This window comes from Protofrankia sp. BMG5.30, from assembly GCF_001983005.1.
In the GTDB taxonomy this organism is placed as follows: Bacteria; Actinomycetota; Actinomycetes; order Frankiales; family Frankiaceae; genus Protofrankia; species Protofrankia coriariae.
Map to the genome: position 1 here is coordinate 85324 of NZ_MOME01000008.1, position 18211 is coordinate 103534.

Sequence of the window (18211 nt, forward strand, 5' to 3'; positions counted from 1 at the left end):
CGCGGGGCGGGGYCGAGCGGCGCGAGTGCCAGCGTGGGTCTCAGCCGGCTACTGTGCGGATACAGATACCGTCCAGGCAAAGTTACCGTCCAGATAAGGTCACCGTCCGGACATGTACTGTCCGGGCATGGCCAGCGTCTTCACCCGGATCATCAAGAGGGAGCTGCCCGGGCGGATCGTCCACGAGGACGACCACAGCGCGGCGTTCCTGACCATCGCCCCGATCCGGCCGGGGCACACCCTGGTGGTGCCACGGCTGGAGGTCGACCACTGGATCGACCTGCCGCCCGACGTCCTGCGGGAGCTGTGGAGCACCGCGGCCCTGGTCGGGCGGGCCATCGACACCGCCTTCCGTCCCCGCAGGGTGGCCGCGCTGCTCGCCGGGCTGGAGGTGCCGCATGTGCACGTGCACCTCATTCCGATCGACTCCGAGGCTGACATCTCGTTCGAGGCGGCCGATCACAACCCCGACCCGGCCGCGCTCGACGACGCGGCCGAACGCATCCGGGCCGCTCTCGCCCGGTAGCTCCCGGCAGGCCGGCCCTGTCCTGACCGGGGCGCTGTGACCTGGACGAACCGGCCGAGAACCCATGCGATCCGGAGGGATCGGGCTGGCCCGATACGCTGGGGTGTCGTCGTCGTTGTTCCCAACGTGCCCCGGAGTCTGGCCGTGTCCCTCGATCTTCCCGAACCGTCTACCCGCATGCGGTGGGGGACACGCGCGGATCCGCTCCGTTGCGCCGTGACGGGGAGGTTGTGGCACCGGGAGCGGGCCCGTGACCAGACCGCTCCCGGCGGTCCTGCCGGTCTCGGCAGCCCCGGCCGGGGCGGGGGACGAAGGGCGGTGGCCGGGGAGGCTGCGGGCTTCCGGCATCGTCGGCGTGGCGTACCGGACGGCACCACGGCGACCGGCGGCAGGCCGGGCGGTGACCTGCCGGTTGGCGGCAGGCTGGACGGCGCGCCGCGTGAGCTTGCACTGGCGTCCGGGTGAGCGAGCCGCTTCCCTCCAGCGTCCGGGCACAGATTGTGGCATTCGCGGCCGACACCCTTGCCGATCTCCCGGAACAGGATGTGCCGGCCACGCTCGTGGCCGTCCGCCGCTTCATCCCGTCCCGGCGGTCCCGGCTCGGGGCGACCCCGCTGGCGGCCGCCATGGCCAACGACGCGGTCTTTCGCGGCCGGGTCGCCGAGCGGCTGCGGCTGGCCCTGCCCGAGCTCGTGGCGTCGCTGGAGTCCGACGGGGGGCCGCCCGAGGCGGCGCCGCCCGAGGAGATCGCGGCCGTCGCCTACGTCCTGCGACTGCCCGGCTGGGAACGGATGGTCGAGGCTGCGGCCCAGGAGGTGGCCGAAGCCGCGGCGTCGGCCCGCGCGGCCGACGCCACCGAGACGGTCACACGTCTGCGTGAACAGATGGACACGCTCCGGCAGGGAGCCAAGGTCGAGAACGACCAGTTGCGGGAGCGGCTGGCAGTTGCCCGCTCCGAGGTGGAGGACGCCCGCCGCCGGCTGCGCTCCTCCTCCGACCGGCTCCGCCGGGTCGAGAACACGGCGAACGATGCCGTCGAGACGGCGGAGAAGGCCCGCGACGAGGCGGTCGCCGCCGCCCGGGACGCCGAAGCCGAGACCCGGCGGCTGCGACAGCGGGTCGCCGAGCTCGAAGCCGCCCTGACCGCGTCCCGGCGGGGCAGCCGGGAGGCCCGCTCGGCCGAGGACGTGCGCCTGCGGGTCCTGCTCGACACGCTGATGGCCGCGGCCAACGGCTTCCGCAAGGAGCTCGCGCTGCCGACCGCCGTGCTGCGCCCGGCGGACATCGTCAGCCGCGGCGAGGACGACGCCGCGCCCCTCGACCCGTTCTGCGGGGTCAGCGCCCGCGGCCTGGCCGAGGACGACCCGGCCGTGATCGACGAGGTGCTCGCGGTCCCCGGCGTGCATCTCATCGTGGACGGTTACAACGTCACCAAGCGCGGATACGGCTCGTTGACGTTGCAGGCGCAGCGCGCCCGGCTGCTGTCCGGGCTCGGCGCGCTGGCCGGCCGCGCGTCCGAGAGCGAGATCACGGTCGTGTTCGACGCGACCGCGGTCACCGCCAGGCCGGTCGGGGTGGCGGCGCCCCGCGGGGTGCGGGTGCTCTTCAGCCGTTCCGGCCAGCTGGCCGACGAGGAGATCGTCCGGTTGGTGCGGGCCGAGCCGGTGGGACGTCCCGTCGTCGTCGTCACCTCGGACCGCGAGGTGGCCGACACCAGCCGCCGCTCGGGCGCGCGCCCGATCCCCTCCGCTGCCCTCCTGGCCCGCCTCGACCGCTCCTGAGCACGAGGACGTCAGGGCACTGATCGCTCCAGCGACCCCGTATTGTTGATCGTATTGCTCGCGCCGCATGATCGGACATATACAAACAATGATCGATCCGGACGGCGCCATGTCGGCGGTGGCACGGTTCGAGGCCGGTGGGACAGTGCCCACACTCCCGCGCTGGAACGGCTCGCCGAGGCTCCTGATGCCGACATCGACGTCCGCGTCACCCCTCGTTCCGCGATGTGGGAGGCAGCAGGTCCCCGGAACGTGTGTTCATCGTCAGGATCGACCTTGTTCGGCTGTCGCGACGTCCGTCGGGCGCTCCCGGGCGGGCTGGCCGGCGCCGAGCAGGCGCAGGGTCCGCGCGCGTTCCTCGGCCGTGCCGACCAGGCTGACCAGCACATCGGTGGCGCCGAGCGCGGAGTAGGCGGACAGCTGGCCGAGGACCGCGTCCTCGTCCCCCACGACGGCGATCGCGCCCGGCTCGGTGAAACCGTCGCGGTCAAGGGCCGCGCGGTAGGAGGGCAGCTTCGCGTATCCGGCGTACTCGGCGCTGAGCCCGGCGCGGATACGGTCCGGCGTGGACGTCACCGCCACCGGCAGCCCCACGACGACGCGGGGCGTCGGCCGGCCGACGCCCCGGGCGGCCGCGCCGATCAGCGGCACCACATGGTCGCCGATCGTGCGTGGTCCGGCCAGGAAGGTGATCGTGCCCCCTGTGCGTTCCCCGGCCAGCCGCAGCATCGTCGGGCCAAGAGCGCCGAGCAGCACCGGGACGCGGACCGTCGCGCCGGGTACGGCGCTGTCGGCGGGGTCGGCTCCCACCCCGGTGGCGCCGGGGACACGGCGTCCGTCGAGTATCGGCAACAGGGTGTCGAGGTGGGCGCGCAGCGCCGCGACCGGCCGGTGGAACGGCTGACCGTAGATCTCCAGCAGGCCGGGGTGGCTGACGCCGAGCCCGAGGGTGAACCGCCCGTGTGCCGCGGCCTGCGCCGTCAGCGCCTGCCCGGCCAGCACCCGGGGATGACGCGGCTGGACGACAACGACGGAGGTGCCCAACTCGATGCCGGGCACCTCCCGGGCCACCGCGGTCAGCACGCCGACGGCGTCGTAGCCGTAGCCCTGCGGCAGCCAGCCGGTGGGCACCCCGGCGCCAGCGACCGCTCGGGCGGTCAAAACAAGATCGTCTATGAGGTTGCCGGAACCGGGAGTGCCCAGGCCGGCGGCGAGGTTGACACCGATACGGATCACGACGTCCAGAATGGTCGGGAGCGGGTACGCGGACCAGGAGCCTGCTGATGGTGCCAGTAGAAGTGACAGCCTGGGCCGCCGCGGCGGCCGCCCGGCGCCGCGAGCTCGGGGCCTGCCTGCGCGCGCACCGCATGCTGGTCGAACCGGCCAGCGTCGGGCTGCCCGCCGGTGGGCGCCGGCGCAGCCGGGGGTTGCGCCGCGAGGAACTCGCGTCCCTGTCCGGAGTCAGCCTGACCTGGTACACCGGGCTGGAGCAGGGCCGGGCGACAGCATCGGCGCAGGTCCTCGAGGCCGTCGGCCGGGTGCTGCGGCTCGACGAGGTGGGCCGGCGACACCTGCGCCGGCTCTCGGCGCCCGAGCCGCCGGCCGTCGTTCCACCCGGTGAGCACCTGCGTGAGCTGGGCGCCCTGCTGGACAGTTGGCCGGCCAGCCCGGCCGCGCTGCTCGACCACCGTCTCGACATCGTCGCCGCCAACGCGGCCTGGGCCCGGGCCTGGGGTGACCCCGCCGGGTACGAGCCGGCGCGCCGGCACGTGCTCTGGTCGCTCGCCGCCGCGCCAGCGGCGGCCGGGCTGCTGCTGCCGGTCGCGCGGCAGTTCCGCATGGCCGCCGACCTGCACGCCGGTGACCCGCGGATCGTCGAGATCGGCGCGCTGCTGCGCGCGGACCACCCGGCCCTGGGCCCGGTGTGGAACTGCCGGGGAGTCGGCGCCTTCGGCCACCCGACGATCGACCTGGCCGGTGAGCCCGCGACGGCACACCTGCTGCATCCCACCGGCCAGACCGAGATCGCCGTCCTCGTCGCCACGTTCCCACGCCGCGGAACCTGAGCCGAGGCCGCCGACCGTTGTTCGGTCGCGTGAACCTGGCCAGTCTCCTCCGCCGCAGCATGGGCCGGCCGAGCCGACGTGATCGTCACCGACAACCCTGCGGATTTTCCGCCCAGCGCGCTGCCCGCACCACTCACCCGGCAGTCTCTCGACGACTTCCTGCTCAACGAACTTGATCTTCACTCGGGTCGGGTCGTCACCGCCGTCCGTGCGATCGCCAGCAGGACCGGACGGTCGGGCCCGGCCATGACAGCCCACGACATCGCCATATACATGCACACACAGCACCCCGGCCTTCGGCGAGCGCCTGCTGACGGCACTCGACAGTCCACGCACAGCCTGATGACTGTTCTGACGCAACGTCAGGCGAAGACCTCGACAGCGCACGCGGCCGCGCCGCTGCGCGCGATGCGGGTATCGCTGGTGATCAGGGGCAGTCCCAGTGCCTCGGCGAGCGCCACGTACTGCGCGTCGTACGCACTGAGGTTGTGATGCAGCTCATGGACCCGCCGCCAGAGGATCAGTGTCTCGTGCCGCACGAGCGGCAGTATCTGGTAATCGGCGACGGCCTTCGTCGTTTCTCGTTTGGTGATCTTGTTGCCTCGAAGCATCCCGAACAATGCCGAAACTATTTCGTAGTCGAGTAGGCCGGGTGCCGCGAGCGACTCGAGGCTGGCGAGCCGGCGGCGTACGGCGACTCCACCCGCGCCCTGGTCTGTCAGCGTCCGTACCAACGCCGAACAGTCGATCACGGCCGCTACGCCGCTCAACGGCGTTGCCTGCCCTCGTCGATCGCGGCAAGGATGTCCGAGGTGCTGACGTCGGACCGTGTCTCGCGGTCGAGGCGGGTCATCATGTCCGCCAGGGACGGCGTCCGTGCGTCGCGCGTGACCAGGTCGAGCAGGTACGTCTGTAGGCTGCGTCCCCCCTTCGCAGCCTTGATTTTCAACGCTTCGAGGGTCGACTCGGAGACGTCGCGGATAGTGATCGCAGTCATGCCTGCATTTTACCTACAGTGCCTGCAATACGCCATCGAGATCGTTAGTGGCGGGCGGATGGACGGGGAGCGCGTCCGAGATCGTCTCATCCGTGGGGCAATGATCGTTGAGGGCTGGTCGGGCTACCCGAGACGACGGCGTTACGCTGGCTTTGGAAAGATCAGACCGGCGGGCTGGGTAGCACTCGAAGCGCCTTCCATCGGATCAGCGGTTACTGCTTGCGCGACCGGAACGTCACGGTGCCCTGACCGGATTCGGTGTGCCCGCTTCGCGTCCCGGCGACGCCGAGCGCCGCGACGCGCCCAGTGCCCGCGCCGGGTCAGATGCCGGTGACCAGGCGTACGCCCGCCGCGATCTTGGTCAGCAGGTAGCCGGGCACATGACCGGCAGGATAGGGGTCGAGGAACTCGCGGCTGACCGGGCCGAGCTGCGCGACCACCGCGACGGAGTCCTTGTCGAGCCCGGATGTCTCGGCGGGCACGAGCACGTTGCCGGGGAACGCTTCCAGGGTGGTGTTCGAGGTCAGGGGCACCACCAGCGCCGTGCCGATGTCCGTGGCCAGCAGCCAGTCCTCCTGCACGACCACGGCCGGGCGGACCTTCGCCGGTTCCGAACCCCGTGGCGAGCCGAAGTCCACCCATACGACATCGCCGCGACGGATCACCAGTCGGTGCCTTCGCGCAGCACCCGCTCGGACTCCCGCAGGAACAGCCCGTCGCCGGAGGGCTGCCCGGTACGCGCGAGCACCGCGTTCGCCAGCCTGGTCAGCTCCGCCTCACCCTCCAKCTCGTCGGCGAGCCGCTGTGCGGCGAGCCGGTAGAACTCCGACCGGTTCATCCCGTGCCGGGCTGCGACCCGCTCGAACCGCTCGAAGTCGCCATCGGGAACCGAGATCGCTGTCTTCATGATGCGAGTATAACCAGTCATACTGTCACGGTGCCCTGGCCGGATTCGGTGTCAAGATCGACCTTACGCGGCTGTAGCGACGTCGCGCCCGGGCTTCCTGGCAGGGCCGAGGGCTGGGCGACCAGGTCCTGTTCTTGGTCCGGGGCCGCTGGGCTCCCTTGGCGGCTCCGGCATCGTTCCTGCCTCTGCGCTGGTCATCGTGCCGTTCGGTGGGTCGTCGGATGGCGTCGGGCGGAAAAGTTGTCGGACCTGGTGCCTACGGTGGGTCCCGACGCGGTCGCGTCACCCGTGGCGGTCATGTCATGACCGTCCGGGTCGGCTCGAGGCGGCCGGTTCCGGCCGGGGAGGCGGAGACGATGTTGATCGACTGTGGCACCTGTGTGGTGCGCGGGGTCGCATGCGGGGACTGCGTGGTGCACGTTCTGCTGGAGCCCGTCGGCGGTGTCGTCGACTGGGACGACAGCGAGCAGCGGGCGATGGACGCCCTTGCCGACGGCGGCCTGATTCCGCGGTCCCGGTTCGTCCCCCCGGTGACATCCGCGACGCCCAGGAAGGCCGGGGACGTCAGGAATGCCGAGAACGCCGCGCCCGCGGCGCCGGTGCCGATGGCGCAGGTGCTGCCGCTGCCCCGGCCCGTGAACGGCCCCCGTGAACGCGCCCGCCGGACCGGTTAGCCCACCGCCTTCCCCAGCGGCGGCGCGTCACGGCCGGATGAGTCGGGCCGGGCGGTGGCTCCGGCGGCGCGTGCTGGCGGCGTCAGTGGTGACGCTGGCGGTCTGCGTGGTGGTCGCTGTCGGGGTGGGGCTGGCTGTCATCAGCTATGCCGGCCAGGAACGCGCTGGTCAGGAACATGCTGATCAGGGGAACGCCGCTCATGAGGATGCGGCCGGTGCGGCCCGGTTACAGCCCACGCCAGGGCCGGCTGGGCAGGGGGCTGCTGGGCCTCCGACGGTTGTCGGGGACGCGCCGGCGTCACGGCTGGTCGAGATACGTCGTGACGCCGACGAGGCCCTGCGTTATGTGCGTGCGGTCTGGGACGGGCCGTGGGCCGACCGGGTCGTGGTGGAGGTTCCCGCGGGCGGCGCCGGCTTCCGCGCCGCGTCAGGACGGGCAGGCGCCGACGGTGAGGCCGCGGTCGCGGTGCTTCCGCGGGAGGCCCGGGGGCCCGGAGCGTCCGCGGCTGCCAGGGCACTGTCCGGTGACGGCAGCGGGGACGCCACTGACGGCGGCACCGCGTCGCCAGGGTGCCCGCCTGGTGGATGTGCTCCTGGCGTGTCGTCCGGTGGTACCGACAGCGGCATCGGAGGTGACGGGCCAGGTGTTGGTCGTGTGATCGTCAACCCGGAGGTCTACGACCGGCTGAGCGTCGAGGGCCGGCAGGTGGTGCTGCGGCATGAGTTCACCCACCTGGCCAGCGCCGACGTGACCGGGGCAGGCACCCCGACGTGGCTGGTGGAGGGGCTGGCCGAGACCGTGGGCCATGCCGGCGTACGGCTGGCGGTGGCCCGGGCGGCCACGGAGCTGGCCGCCGAGGTGCGCGCGGGCCGGCTACCGGACGCGTTGCCCGACGACGCGGCGTTTTCCGCGACGGACGGCAGCGTCCCCGTCCGCTACCAGGAGTCGTGGCTGGCCTGCCGGCTGATCGCGGACCGGGTCGGCCTGGACGGGATGATCAGGTTCTACCGGCAGGTCGGGACCGACGGCGGCGATCCCCGGACGCGGCTGGCCGATGCGCTGCGGGCGGTCCTGGGCGTCACCGAGGCCGATTTCGTCACGCAGTGGAGATCCTATCTGGGCGAGCTGTTACACCCCTGACCCTTGTGGCCGCCGGGGGAGCCATCCCGCTCCGGTCGGGAGACCTCCTGTCGCGGGCTGCCCATTGCCGGGGCGGCCTGGCGGGATGCTGGAGGATGGCCCGATGCGGGTACTGGTCGTAAGCAATGACTTTCCGCCACGTCCCGGCGGAATTCAGGCATATGTGTACAACTTCGCCAGTCGGTTACCTGCCACGGAGATGATCGTCTACGCTCCCGCATGGCGGGGAGCGTCAGCGTTCGACGCGGCAGCACCCTTCCCCGTGGTGCGGCATCCGACGACCCTGATGCTGCCGGTCCCGGACGTGCTGCGCCGGGCCCGGGCGATCGCCCGCGCGGAGAAGTGCGACGCCGTCTGGTTCGGGGCGGCCGCGCCGCTGGGCCTGCTCGCGGCCGGTCTGCGCCGCGACCCGGGGATGGGCCGGATCGTCGCGAGCACGCACGGTCACGAGGTGGGTTGGGCGGTGCTGCCGGGCCCGCGGCAGGTGCTGCGCCGCATCGGGCGGACGGTCGACGCCGTCACCTACCTGACCGACTACACCAGGACGCGGCTCGCGCCGGCCTTCGGCCGCCGGCCGGCCCTCGTCCGGCTGCCCGGCGGCGTCGACACCGGGTTCTTCCAGCCGGGTGTGGGACGCGACGACATCCGCCGGCGACACGGCCTCGCCGACCGTCCGGTCGTGGTGTGTGTGAGCAGGCTGGTCGAGCGCAAGGGGCAGGACATGCTGATCAGGGCACTGCCGGCCTGGCGCCGCCAGGTGCCCGGGACCGCGCTGCTGCTCGTCGGCGGGGGCCCGCACCGGCCGATGCTGCAACGGCTGGCCCGGGACGCCGGGGTGGCCGAGCACGTGGTGATGACCGGTTCGGTCCCCTGGGAGGAACTGCCCGCCCACTACGCCGCCGGTGACGTCTTCGCGATGCCGTGCCGGACGCGGCGGGCGGGCCTGGAGGTCGAAGGCCTCGGGATCGTCTACCTGGAGGCGTCGGCCGCGGGTCTGCCGGTCGTCGCCGGGCGCAGCGGTGGGGCGCCGGACGCGGTGCTCGACGGCCGGACCGGGACCGTCGTCGACGGTGGCGACCTGCGGGAGGTGACCGATGCCGTCGGCGGTCTGCTGGCCGACCCCGACCGGGCCCGGGCCATGGGTGCGACCGGCCGCGCCTGGGTCGAGCAGGCCTGGCGCTGGGACGTCCTCGCGGCCAGGCTGCGCGACCTGTTGCTGCTCCCGGGCACGGCACAGGCGTGATCGCGACGGGCGTGATCGCGTCGTGTCCTGTCCACCGGCGCTCGGCCGCTGGGGCCCGACCGATGCGCTGGCCGTGCGCGACTGCGCTGGCCGTGCGCGACGGCCGCCGCGGCCGTGTCCCGCCCGCCGGGGCCCACTGTCTGACATGATCCCGGACGTGAGTCCCTCGCCCGTGCAGATCGACCTCGTTGACGAGGTCTTCCTGGCCGTCGACCCGGCTGTGGTGTCCGCGGCGGTCCACGACCCGGCATGGTGGCGCGTGTTGTGGCCGGATCTCGAGCTCACCGTCTTCCAGGACCGTGGCGCCGAGGGGCTGCGCTTCACGGTGACCGGCGCGCTGGTCGGGACCAGCGAGATCTGGCTCGAGCCGTGGGGCGACGGTGTCGTCGCGCACGTCTTCCTGCGGGCGGACGTCACCCGCCGGGGGCGGCCGGCCGAGGTCCGCCGGCTGCGTCCACGCGCCGCGGCACGCTGGGCACAGCACCGCTCGCTGCACACCAAACGCCAGCTCAACGTGCTCAAGGACGTCCTTGAGGCGGGCCGCGCGCCCGGCGAGCCCGCGGCGGCGCCCTCACCGCAGCCCGCGGCATCCACCGGGCCCGCTCCTGCTGGGCCCGCTCCCGCTGGGCCCGCTGTGGGGCCGGCGGAACCCACCGGGCAACCCGAGCGGTTCGCGGAACCTGTCGTACGGTCCGCGGAACCGGCGGAATCCGTGGCGCCCACCGCGGAACTCGTGGAATCCGCGGAACCGGTCATGCACTCCGTGAAACCGGCGGAACCCGTGGGGCCTGCTGTGCCACGGGCGCCGTCCGCCGATTCCCCAGGGCGCTCCGTACACCGTTGAGGCGCGTCTGGGGACGTCCACCGGGGCGACCATCCGGTGTGCTGGAGCCCGCCGAGGGACACGGCGCACGAAGAGCAACGATCCGGCATTTCACCGAGCGACGGCCCGTGGCCCGGATCAGCCCCCGCGCGATCCTCCAAGAACCCACAGAACACCCGGGCAGCGGCAGCCTCACATCCACCAGCAACCGCCCCACCAGCACCGCCCGGGAAGCCTGCCCAGCGCCCGCGCGGGATCCACCGGCCCGGCGAACGGAGCCGTGACGTCGAAAACGGGGCGGGAAAGAGACGGAAGTTACGTCATCGCTCCGTTCGCGGGCTTGCCCGTCGATCTGGGCGCGGGTACGGGGCGGGGGTTCTCGGGTGGGGGCCGGGTTGCGTCAGGTGGGTTTTTCGGACGGRGTGACCGTAGGCTTGGCTGGTATGAGGGTCCATGTGGTCAGTGATGTTCATGGCCGCGCAGACGCGCTTGCCGCCGCCGGGCAGGGGGCCGACGCCTTCATCTGTCTCGGGGACCTTCTTCTCTACGTGGACTACCGGGATCACCGCCGCGGGATCATGGGTGACCTGTTCGGCCCGGAGGCGGTCGGGAAAATGATTCGGCTGCGGACCGAGCAGCGTTTCGACGAAGCCCGTGAATGGTCCCACGGGTTGTGGGCCACCTTGGGCGACGACCGGCAGACGATCATCGAGCAGGCGATCCGCCGGCAGTACGAACAGTTGTTCGCGGCCTTTCCCACGCCGACTTTCCTGACCTATGGCAACGTCGATCTCCCGCATCTCTACCTGGACTATCTGCGGGACGGTGTCACGCTGCTCGACGGCGAGACGACCGAGATCGGCGGGCTGCGGTTCGGTTTCGTCGGCGGGGGTTTACGCACCCCCATGCGCACCCCGTACGAGATCGACGACGAGGCCTACGCCGCGAAGGTCGCGGCGGTCGGGGAGGTGGACGTGCTGTGCTGCCACATTCCGCCGCACCTGCCCGAGCTTGTGTACGACACGGTGGCCCGGCGTTACGAACGGGGCAGCGTCGCGGTGCTGGAGGCCATTCACGACATGAAGCCTCGTTACGTTCTGTTTGGACATGTTCACCAACCGTACCGTGATGTGCTCGACATCGGGTCGACGCGCTGCGTCAACGTCGGGCATTTCAACGCCCGGGGGACGCCGTTCGTACTCGAGTGGTAGCCCGGGGGACGCCGTTCGTACTCGAGTGGTAGGAGGCCCGCCGCGGGTGCTCGAGCGGTGGGCGGCCTGCCGCAGGCGCTGGTCGTCCGGGTGTCGGGCCATGTGATCGGCAGCTTGTTGACGATCTCCGGCGATTTGTCAACGACCCATGGATGGCCTGCACATGGCCCGTGGATGGCCTGGGGATGGCCTGCGGACGACCCGCCGGCCACGGACACGCCCGGTGGTAACCCACCGTGTCCGTGGCCGGTCCGGTAGCCTCGTCGACTGGTCAGGATGATTATCCTGGCGTGTGGAGAGATCCTGGATGTCTCAGTAGCCAGGATGCAACCGGGATGCCAGCAGTGTCGGGTATGCCCGGGCGAGTTGTGGAGGCAGTGTCACCAATGGCGGAGCACGCCCGAGCCAGCACCACGATCAATGCCAAGCCTGCGGCTGTGATGGCAGCGATTGCCGATATAGGTGCATATTCGACCTGGTCAGGGCCGGTGGAACGGGCCGAGGTCGTCGCGCCCGGCCCGGACGGCCGTCCCCAACGGGCCCGTTTCCTGGTCAACGCGGTGGTGGCGAAGGAGGAATTCGTCACGGAGTACACCTGGTGCGGTGACGATTCGGTGAGCTGGACCCTCGTCGAGGGAAAAAACCTGGTCGCGCAGAACGGCAGCTACGTTCTGCGCGACCTCGGTGACGGCCGGACCGAGGTCACCTACGATCTCACCGTCGAACTGAAGGTCAAGATTCCGAGCCTGATCCGGCGCAAGGTGCAGAACGGTGTCGTCGACGCCGCGCTGAGGGATCTCAAGAAACACCTCGAGAGCTGACCACGCGTGCGATGCGTGCTCTTCGCGGGCAAGGGGGGCGTCGGGACGACCACGGTCGCCGCTGCGACGGCCACGCTGGCCGCCCAGYGCGGTAACCGGACGCTGGTGATGTCCGCGGACCCGGCGGGAGGTCTCRCGGCGGTTCTTGACCATCCGCTGGACACGGCTCCCATCGAGATCGAAACCGGCCTGTTCGCCCAGCATGTGGACACCCAGYGCGCCTTCGAGGACCGCTGGTGGACGATACGGGCTGCCCTGGGCCGGCTGTGGGAGGCCACCGGAGCGGATCCGATCGAGCCCGGTGAGCTGACGGTGCTGCCCGGCGCCGGCGAGGTACTGGCCCTGGTGTACCTACTCGACCAGCTCAGATCCGGGGACTACGACGTCGTCGTGGTCGACGCCGGCCCGATCGCCCGTTTACTGCGCCTGCTGACCCTGCCGGAAACGCTGCTGTGGTATCTGCGCCGGGTCGTCCCGATCGACGGCCGGCTCGCCCACCTGCTGCGCGGCAGCCCGTGGCGGCTGGGTCGTCCCACCTGGCCGGACTCCGTGGCCGGACCGCTCGCCGGGGCCGCCGCGCGGCTTCAGCAGATCATGGACGAGGTCCGTGACGTCCTGTCCGACCCGGCGCGCTCCAGCGTGCGGCTCGTGCTGACCCCCGAGACCGTCGTGGTCTCCCGGACCAGGGCGGCGGTGGGCGCGCTGGCGCTGCACGGGTTCGGGGTGGACGCCATGGTGGCCAACCGGGTGCACACCGCCGCCGGGGGCGATGCCTGGCGGGCTGGCTGGGCGGCCGTCCACCGTGACCAGCTGGCGGCCGTCGAGCTGTCCTTCGCGCCGATCCCGGTCCTGCGCGCGGCCTATCGAGCAGGGGAGCCGGTCGGCCTGGAGGAGCTCGCGGCCTTTGCCGCGGGCACCTATTCGGCCCTCGACCCGGTCGCCGTCCTCGGGGGCGGCGGGCGGACCGGGATCGGCCCGCCGCGGGTCGAACGGGCCGGGAACGGCTTCGCGATCTCGATCGCCCTGCCGTTCGTGGAGCGTTCCGAGATCACCCTTGCCCGGGTCGGCGCGGACGAGCTGATGGTCTCGGTCGGTTCGCAGCGGCGGATGCTCACCCTGCCGTCCGCGCTGCGACGGTGTGACGTCACCGGCGCGGTGCTGCGAGACGATCGGCTGGTGGTGTCCTTTGTACCCGACCCAGACCTGTGGGTGCGCACATGACCGCGCCGGCGCCGGGCCCGCTCGCCCAGGAAGCCGCCCTGCTCGCCGCGGCCGTGCGTGACCTCCTGCTCACGAATCCGGCGGTTCAGGCCTACACCGCCCACGCCCACGCGGGTAACACCGGCTATGCCGATCATGCCGGCTATGCCGATCATGCCGGCTATAGCGGTCACACCGGCTATACCGATCACAACGGTCGTTCCGGTGACGACACCCACGTCGGCAAGAACGATCATGTCGGCCATACTGGGGGTACCGGTCCCGGGCGGACGGGATCCGGGCGCCGCGCCGCCACACCGTCCGGCGGCGCCGGCGGTGACGCGGGCGGCGGTGCCGGTTGCGACTGCGGCCTGCGTCCGGAGGACCACCACGAGGCCCGTCCAGACGCCGCGGCGATGAACATGTGCCAGGTGTGTCCGCTCTGCCGGCTGGTCAACACCCTGGCCGCGGGCCGACCGGAGGTGGCCGGGCACCTGTTCGCCGCGGCAACCTCGCTGGCGGCGGCGGTGCGGGCGGTCCTCGCCGGCCGTCCGGACACCGGCACGGGCAGCGCGGCAACGGCCGGTACCGGCCCCGTCGAGGACACTGCTGTGAGGGGATGGACAACCGAGCGGCCGGGGCCTGGGCCGCGTGTTCAGAGGATCGATGTCGAGTGACCCCCACAACGTCGGGTAGGGACGGCTCACAGCCCGATCTGGTGATCGGCGTGGATGTCGGTGGCACGAAGGTCGCCGCGGGTGTTGTCGACGGGGCCGGGGCGGTTCTGTCGTCGCTGCGGCGGCCGACGCCGAGCCAGCAGCCGTCCGCGGTGGCCGATCTGATCGGCGAGGTGGTCGGCGAGCTGCGGGCGGCCGTGGCGCCGCAGCCGGTGCGGGCGGTCGGCATCGGGGCGGCGGGCCTGATCGACCGTGACCGCTCGCGGGTGCTGTTCGCGCCGAACCTCGCCTGGCGTGACGAGCCGCTACGGGACGAGGTGAGTGCCCGCACCGGCCTGCCGGTCGTCGTGGAGAACGACGCGAACGCGATGGCCTGGGGGGAGTACCGCTTCGGTGCCGGCCGCGGCGAGCCGGATCTGGTGTGTGTGACGGTGGGGACCGGTGTCGGCGGCGGGATCGTGCTCGACGGCCGGCTGTACCGGGGGCGGTTCGGGCTCGGCGGGGAGATCGGGCACATGCAGTTGGTGACCGGCGGCCGTCTGTGCGGGTGCGGGAACCGGGGATGCCTGGAGGCGTACGGCAGCGGCAACGCGCTGGTCCGCAAGGCCCGTGAGCTGGTGACGACCTCGCCGACGGCGGGCCGGCGCCTGCTGGAGCTCGCCGGCGGCGAGGTGGGCGCTCTTAGCGGCCCGGCGGTCACCGAGGCCGCCCGGGAGGGCGATCCGCTCGCGGTGAAGTGCTTCGAGGACGTCGGTACCTGGCTGGGCCGGGCGATGGCCAGCCTGGCCTCGATTCTCGATCCCGGTCTCTTCGTGCTCGGCGGCGGGGTGTCGGAGGCTGGTGATCTTCTTCTCGCCCCGGCCCGCGCGGAGTTCGCGAACAGCCTGTCGGCCCGCCAGCACCGTCCCGAGGCACGGATCGTCACAGCCCAGCTCGCAGCCTGGGGCGGCATCGTCGGCGCCGCCGACCTGGCCCGTAGCTGAACGTCACTGCAATACTTTGTGTTGTTGAAAGAATTCAATATGTCACTGGATGGTTCGTCATCGAGCTGGACGGCGACGCGGACGGCCTTGCCGGGCCGGCGCGGCCAGCTCGATCAGCGGATGGTGTCCGGGCGGTAGTCGGCGACCAGTTCCTGGGCCAGCTGCTCCAGGAACAGCCCGGCATCCGTGACCACACCGACCGCCTGGGAGAACCCGCGGTCGGCGATCCTGCTGACGCTGCTGGGATCGATGTCCACACAGGCCACCGGGATGGACGCCGGCAGGATGTTGCCCGTCGCCACCGAGTGCAGCATCGAGGCGATCATTATCGCGAGCCCGATCCCGCGCAGGGCCTCGCGCATGGCCCGCTGGCCGGCCAGCACGTCGGTGTGGACGTCCGGCAGCGGGCCGTCGTCACGCACCGAGCCGACCAGGACGAACTTCTTGTTCGCCTTGACGATGGCATGCATGATCCCGCTGGTCAGGATGCCGTCGTCGACGGCGGCGACGATGGATCCGGCGCGCCGGATCGTGTTGATCGCCCGGATGTACTGCTCGTGCCCGCGCTCGGCGCCCTTGCCGCGGCTCGGCTCGTTGCCGAACGCCGACCCGTACAGTGCCGCTTCGATGTCGATGGCGGCGAAGGCGTTGCCGGAGAAGAGCACGTCGACATAGCCGGCCTCGATCAGCGCGACCATGGCCGGGGTGGCGCCGGAGTGCACGACGGCGGGCCCGGCCACCCACAGCACCCCGAAGCCCTCCGCCTTGAGCTCACGGATCTGGCGGGCGATCGCGCGGACCAGCACGGCCTGCCGCTGCGGCGCCAGCAGGGTGGTGGACGACGAGACGGACTGCGACGACAGGGCCTGGAAGGTGCCGTACAGCCGGGTCGAGTGGTCGGTCACCGGCAGGACGGCCTTCACCCCGGACACGCCGCACACGATCATGTCGCCGGCCCGGACGTCGGAGACCGGGATGGTGCGTACCCGCCCGTCGGAGACGACAAGGCCGCAGTCCATCTCGGGATGTTCCACCGGCACCCAGTGGCCGCCGAGGCGGACCACGGTTTCCAGGTTGGTGGTCGAGTAGAAGTCGGGGGGGAAGACCCCGTCGTGGTCGGCCGCCCGCAGCAGCGCGGTACCCGGCTCCACACTGTTGACGCCATAGGCCTTGATCCGCATGAGAATGCGGGTCAGCTGCTCCGCCGAGTCGGCCCCGACGACGATCGTCGCGTGCGACTCGTCATCGTGGGTCGCGCCGAGATCGATGCTCCTGATCTCGTAGTCGCCCCCGTAACTGAGAACGTCGTCGAGCACCCGGGCGAGAATGCCGGTGTCCATCAGGTGACCGTGTATCTCGACMTTCTCGTGGAACTCCACGCAGCCGCCCCTTCCCTGCCCTGACGCGGGTGCCCGGTCCGCCTGCCGGCGAATCCGGATCAGACGACCGCGCCATCGTCACCGTCCGCCGAGTCGGTGGGCGGCCGATCCGCCATTCGGAACACCAGTGTGGCGACTCCGCCCAGCACAAGCATGACTCCTCCGACGTCATAGGGCCTGCCATGGTCGATCCCGGCAATCGTGGGGACCAACAGGATCGCGACGCCGACGGCGATGGAACACAACGCCCACCGGGTGGTGGGTTTCATGCGAGGTGCTGGCGGTGGGGGTGGTGGGTCGTAGTGGTCGGACGGGTCATCGGGCGGATCATCGGGGCCGTCGTAGCCGTCGGCATCATCCGGGATGCCCGGCGGATCGATCTTCGGCCCGTCACCGGCCGGACCGGTGGCCGCACTGTCGTCCACGGGAAAGAGAATATGATCTTTCTGCTGGCCCGGGTCGAGAGGTAAGCGCCAGACCGGGCGCACGATCGCGCCCGGAGGCTCCGTGTGCACCGTGACGTCCTCTCTGCGCGTCGTGACGTCCTCGCTGGATGGCCAGGTCCGCTCCACGGGCTCGGCGTTGAAACGGGCCACGAGCGAGGCGAAGACCGCGTCCTGGTCGGTGTCCTGATCCGTTTCCGCATCGCCGCCGTCGCTGTCCCCGCCGGAGGCGTCCGCGGCCGTAACCGGCGGCTCGGCAACGGTCGCATCCTCCTTCGACCTGCCGTCGTCCCCGGGTGGCGGATCGCCGCGGCGTATCCCACGGTGGTCGGTGGGGCCGGGCGCGCTGGCGCCGCCCGCCTCGGCGTCGGGCGGGCCGGCCTGCGGCGGCTGTCCGTACGCCGGGCCGCCGGACGCTCCACCCGCGTCCGGCGGCGGGCCACCGGCAGATGGTGGCAGGTCAGGCACGACTCACCTCGATCACCCCGAGACAACCGTGTGCGTGTCGACGAACTGGAGGCTTCCCTCGAAAATTGTGTGTCTGTCGTTGTCGAGGGTCGCGACGTGGTAACTGTTCTCCAGGATGCGCTCGGAAACGGTGGACGATGTCKCGCCCGCCAGCAGGATCCGTCCGGAGGTGGCCTCGACGACGTGGTCGACGCGGCTGCGGAAGGTCAGGATCGGGCTGGTGACACGCCCCAGGTCCGCCACTGTCACCGCCCACAGTTCGCGCAGGGAGACGAAGGCCCGCAGGGGCAGGCGCCGGTAGGCGACCTCCGCCGTACCCGCGGCCTTGATGTCGCTGCCCACCCCGACCACGCAGGGGATCACGCGTGAGAGCGCCGGGGCGAGCGCGRCCACCTTCCGGTCGGTGCCGAGGCTGGGGTTGACCGTGACCACCCCGGCCAACGCCGGGCCGTACACCTCCGCCAGCCGCAGGGTCAGGGTGCCGCCCATGGACAGCCCCATGACGAAGACGGTCGAGCAGCGTTCCCGCAGGCGGATGAAGGCGTCCTCGGCCGCTCCGAACCAGTCGTGCCAGGTCGTGCCGTTCATCTCCTGCCAGCGGGTGCCGTGGCCCGGCAGCAGCGGGCAACAGACCGTCAGGCCCGCCTCCGCGAGGAACGTGCCCCAGGGGCGCATGCTCTGAGGTGTGCCCGTGAATCCGTGGATCAGCAGCACCCCGGTGTCGCCRCCGTCGTGTTCGAACGGCTCCGCGCCGGGTACGACCGAAGTACCCGGTGTGACCGAACGCCGTGGTACGCCTGCCATGGTGTCCGCCCTCTCGTTACTTGCGCGCGATCGGCCGCACTCCGTGGAGACGGAGGATTGTTCTGTT

20 protein-coding genes are annotated in these 18211 nt (G+C 71.5%); 12 read left to right on the forward strand and 8 right to left on the reverse strand.

All coding sequences use genetic code 11. From position 1 onward, the window contains the following. Positions 1 to 127: 127 nt before the first annotated feature. The gene (locus BL254_RS03980; protein ID WP_043603782.1) at positions 128 to 526 is read left to right on the forward strand and encodes an HIT family protein; all 399 of its coding nucleotides are present in this window, start codon (positions 128 to 130) and stop codon (positions 524 to 526) included. A 461-nt stretch (positions 527 to 987) separates the two neighbouring features. Further along, a complete protein-coding gene (locus BL254_RS03985) occupies positions 988 to 2307 on the forward strand; it encodes an NYN domain-containing protein (RefSeq protein ID WP_076842552.1) in 1320 nt (439 codons plus the stop codon). 264 nt (positions 2308 to 2571) lie between these two features. Here BL254_RS03985 and BL254_RS03990 read toward each other — a convergent pair whose 3' ends face one another. Next, positions 2572 to 3543, reverse strand: a complete 972-nt coding sequence (locus BL254_RS03990) for a TIGR03564 family F420-dependent LLM class oxidoreductase (RefSeq protein WP_052914778.1) — start codon at positions 3541 to 3543, stop codon at positions 2572 to 2574. Positions 3544 to 3590: 47 nt separating this feature from the next. On the opposite strand from BL254_RS03990, the gene BL254_RS03995 reads away from it, so the two are divergent. Next, positions 3591 to 4373, forward strand: a complete 783-nt coding sequence (locus BL254_RS03995) for a helix-turn-helix domain-containing protein (RefSeq protein ID WP_076842553.1) — start codon at positions 3591 to 3593, stop codon at positions 4371 to 4373. A 362-nt stretch (positions 4374 to 4735) separates the two neighbouring features. Here the strand turns inward: BL254_RS03995 and BL254_RS04000 are convergent, their stop codons facing one another. From BL254_RS04000 to BL254_RS04015, 4 genes are all read right to left on the reverse strand, one after another. Next, complete coding sequence (locus BL254_RS04000; protein ID WP_083730819.1) at positions 4736 to 5143, reverse strand: type II toxin-antitoxin system VapC family toxin; 408 nt, start codon at positions 5141 to 5143, stop codon at positions 4736 to 4738. Further along, positions 5140 to 5370 carry a FitA-like ribbon-helix-helix domain-containing protein gene (locus BL254_RS04005; RefSeq protein ID WP_013874367.1) on the reverse strand — a complete coding sequence of 77 codons (231 nt, stop codon included), beginning with the start codon at positions 5368 to 5370 and terminating at the stop codon, positions 5140 to 5142. The genes BL254_RS04000 and BL254_RS04005 overlap by 4 nt, the downstream gene beginning before the upstream one ends. Positions 5371 to 5690: 320 nt before the next feature. Next, positions 5691 to 6035: a type II toxin-antitoxin system PemK/MazF family toxin gene (locus tag BL254_RS04010; RefSeq protein ID WP_052914779.1), complete on the reverse strand. Its 345-nt coding sequence runs from the start codon at positions 6033 to 6035 to the stop codon at positions 5691 to 5693. Continuing rightward, a complete protein-coding gene (locus BL254_RS04015; RefSeq protein ID WP_076842555.1) occupies positions 6032 to 6277 on the reverse strand; it encodes a CopG family transcriptional regulator in 246 nt (81 codons plus the stop codon). The genes BL254_RS04010 and BL254_RS04015 overlap by 4 nt, the downstream gene beginning before the upstream one ends. A 356-nt stretch (positions 6278 to 6633) precedes the next feature. On the opposite strand from BL254_RS04015, the gene BL254_RS04020 reads away from it, so the two are divergent. From BL254_RS04020 to BL254_RS04060, 9 genes are all read left to right on the forward strand, one after another. Next, complete coding sequence (locus BL254_RS04020) at positions 6634 to 6951, forward strand: hypothetical protein (RefSeq protein WP_047224124.1); 318 nt, start codon at positions 6634 to 6636, stop codon at positions 6949 to 6951. Between the two features lie 70 nt (positions 6952 to 7021). Then, positions 7022 to 8092, forward strand: a complete 1071-nt coding sequence (locus tag BL254_RS04025) for a hypothetical protein (RefSeq protein ID WP_052914780.1) — start codon at positions 7022 to 7024, stop codon at positions 8090 to 8092. Positions 8093 to 8195: 103 nt separating this feature from the next. Further along, positions 8196 to 9335 carry a glycosyltransferase family 4 protein gene (locus BL254_RS04030; RefSeq protein WP_047224098.1) on the forward strand — a complete coding sequence of 380 codons (1140 nt, stop codon included), beginning with the start codon at positions 8196 to 8198 and terminating at the stop codon, positions 9333 to 9335. 157 nt (positions 9336 to 9492) lie between these two features. Continuing rightward, positions 9493 to 10179 (forward strand): hypothetical protein, encoded by a 687-nt coding sequence (locus tag BL254_RS27570; protein WP_200902482.1) that lies wholly within the window; start codon positions 9493 to 9495, stop codon positions 10177 to 10179. 422 nt (positions 10180 to 10601) lie between these two features. Beyond that, positions 10602 to 11369, forward strand: a complete 768-nt coding sequence (locus tag BL254_RS04040) for a metallophosphoesterase (protein ID WP_047224099.1) — start codon at positions 10602 to 10604, stop codon at positions 11367 to 11369. 386 nt (positions 11370 to 11755) lie between these two features. Continuing rightward, positions 11756 to 12190 (forward strand): SRPBCC family protein, encoded by a 435-nt coding sequence (locus tag BL254_RS04045; RefSeq protein WP_047224100.1) that lies wholly within the window; start codon positions 11756 to 11758, stop codon positions 12188 to 12190. A gap of 6 nt (positions 12191 to 12196) precedes the next feature. Continuing rightward, on the forward strand, positions 12197 to 13411 hold the full coding sequence (locus BL254_RS04050; protein WP_076842557.1) for an ArsA family ATPase: 1215 nt from the start codon (positions 12197 to 12199) through the stop codon (positions 13409 to 13411). Continuing rightward, positions 13408 to 14067 carry a hypothetical protein gene (locus tag BL254_RS04055; RefSeq protein WP_139342167.1) on the forward strand — a complete coding sequence of 220 codons (660 nt, stop codon included), beginning with the start codon at positions 13408 to 13410 and terminating at the stop codon, positions 14065 to 14067. The genes BL254_RS04050 and BL254_RS04055 overlap by 4 nt, the downstream gene beginning before the upstream one ends. Next, positions 14064 to 15050 carry an ROK family glucokinase gene (locus tag BL254_RS04060; RefSeq protein ID WP_076842559.1) on the forward strand — a complete coding sequence of 329 codons (987 nt, stop codon included), beginning with the start codon at positions 14064 to 14066 and terminating at the stop codon, positions 15048 to 15050. The genes BL254_RS04055 and BL254_RS04060 overlap by 4 nt, the downstream gene beginning before the upstream one ends. Positions 15051 to 15163: 113 nt before the next feature. Here BL254_RS04060 and BL254_RS04065 read toward each other — a convergent pair whose 3' ends face one another. The 3 genes from BL254_RS04065 to BL254_RS04075 are packed head-to-tail and all read right to left on the reverse strand — an operon-like array spanning position 15164 to position 18144. Then, a complete protein-coding gene (locus BL254_RS04065) occupies positions 15164 to 16429 on the reverse strand; it encodes a TIGR00300 family protein (protein WP_076842560.1) in 1266 nt (421 codons plus the stop codon). Positions 16430 to 16488: 59 nt separating this feature from the next. Beyond that, entirely contained in the window at positions 16489 to 17340 is an 852-nt protein-coding gene (locus BL254_RS04070; protein WP_076842561.1) for a hypothetical protein, read from the reverse strand. 12 nt (positions 17341 to 17352) lie between these two features. Beyond that, the gene (locus BL254_RS04075; RefSeq protein ID WP_076842562.1) at positions 17353 to 18144 is read right to left on the reverse strand and encodes a carboxylesterase; all 792 of its coding nucleotides are present in this window, start codon (positions 18142 to 18144) and stop codon (positions 17353 to 17355) included. Positions 18145 to 18211 lie beyond the last annotated feature (67 nt).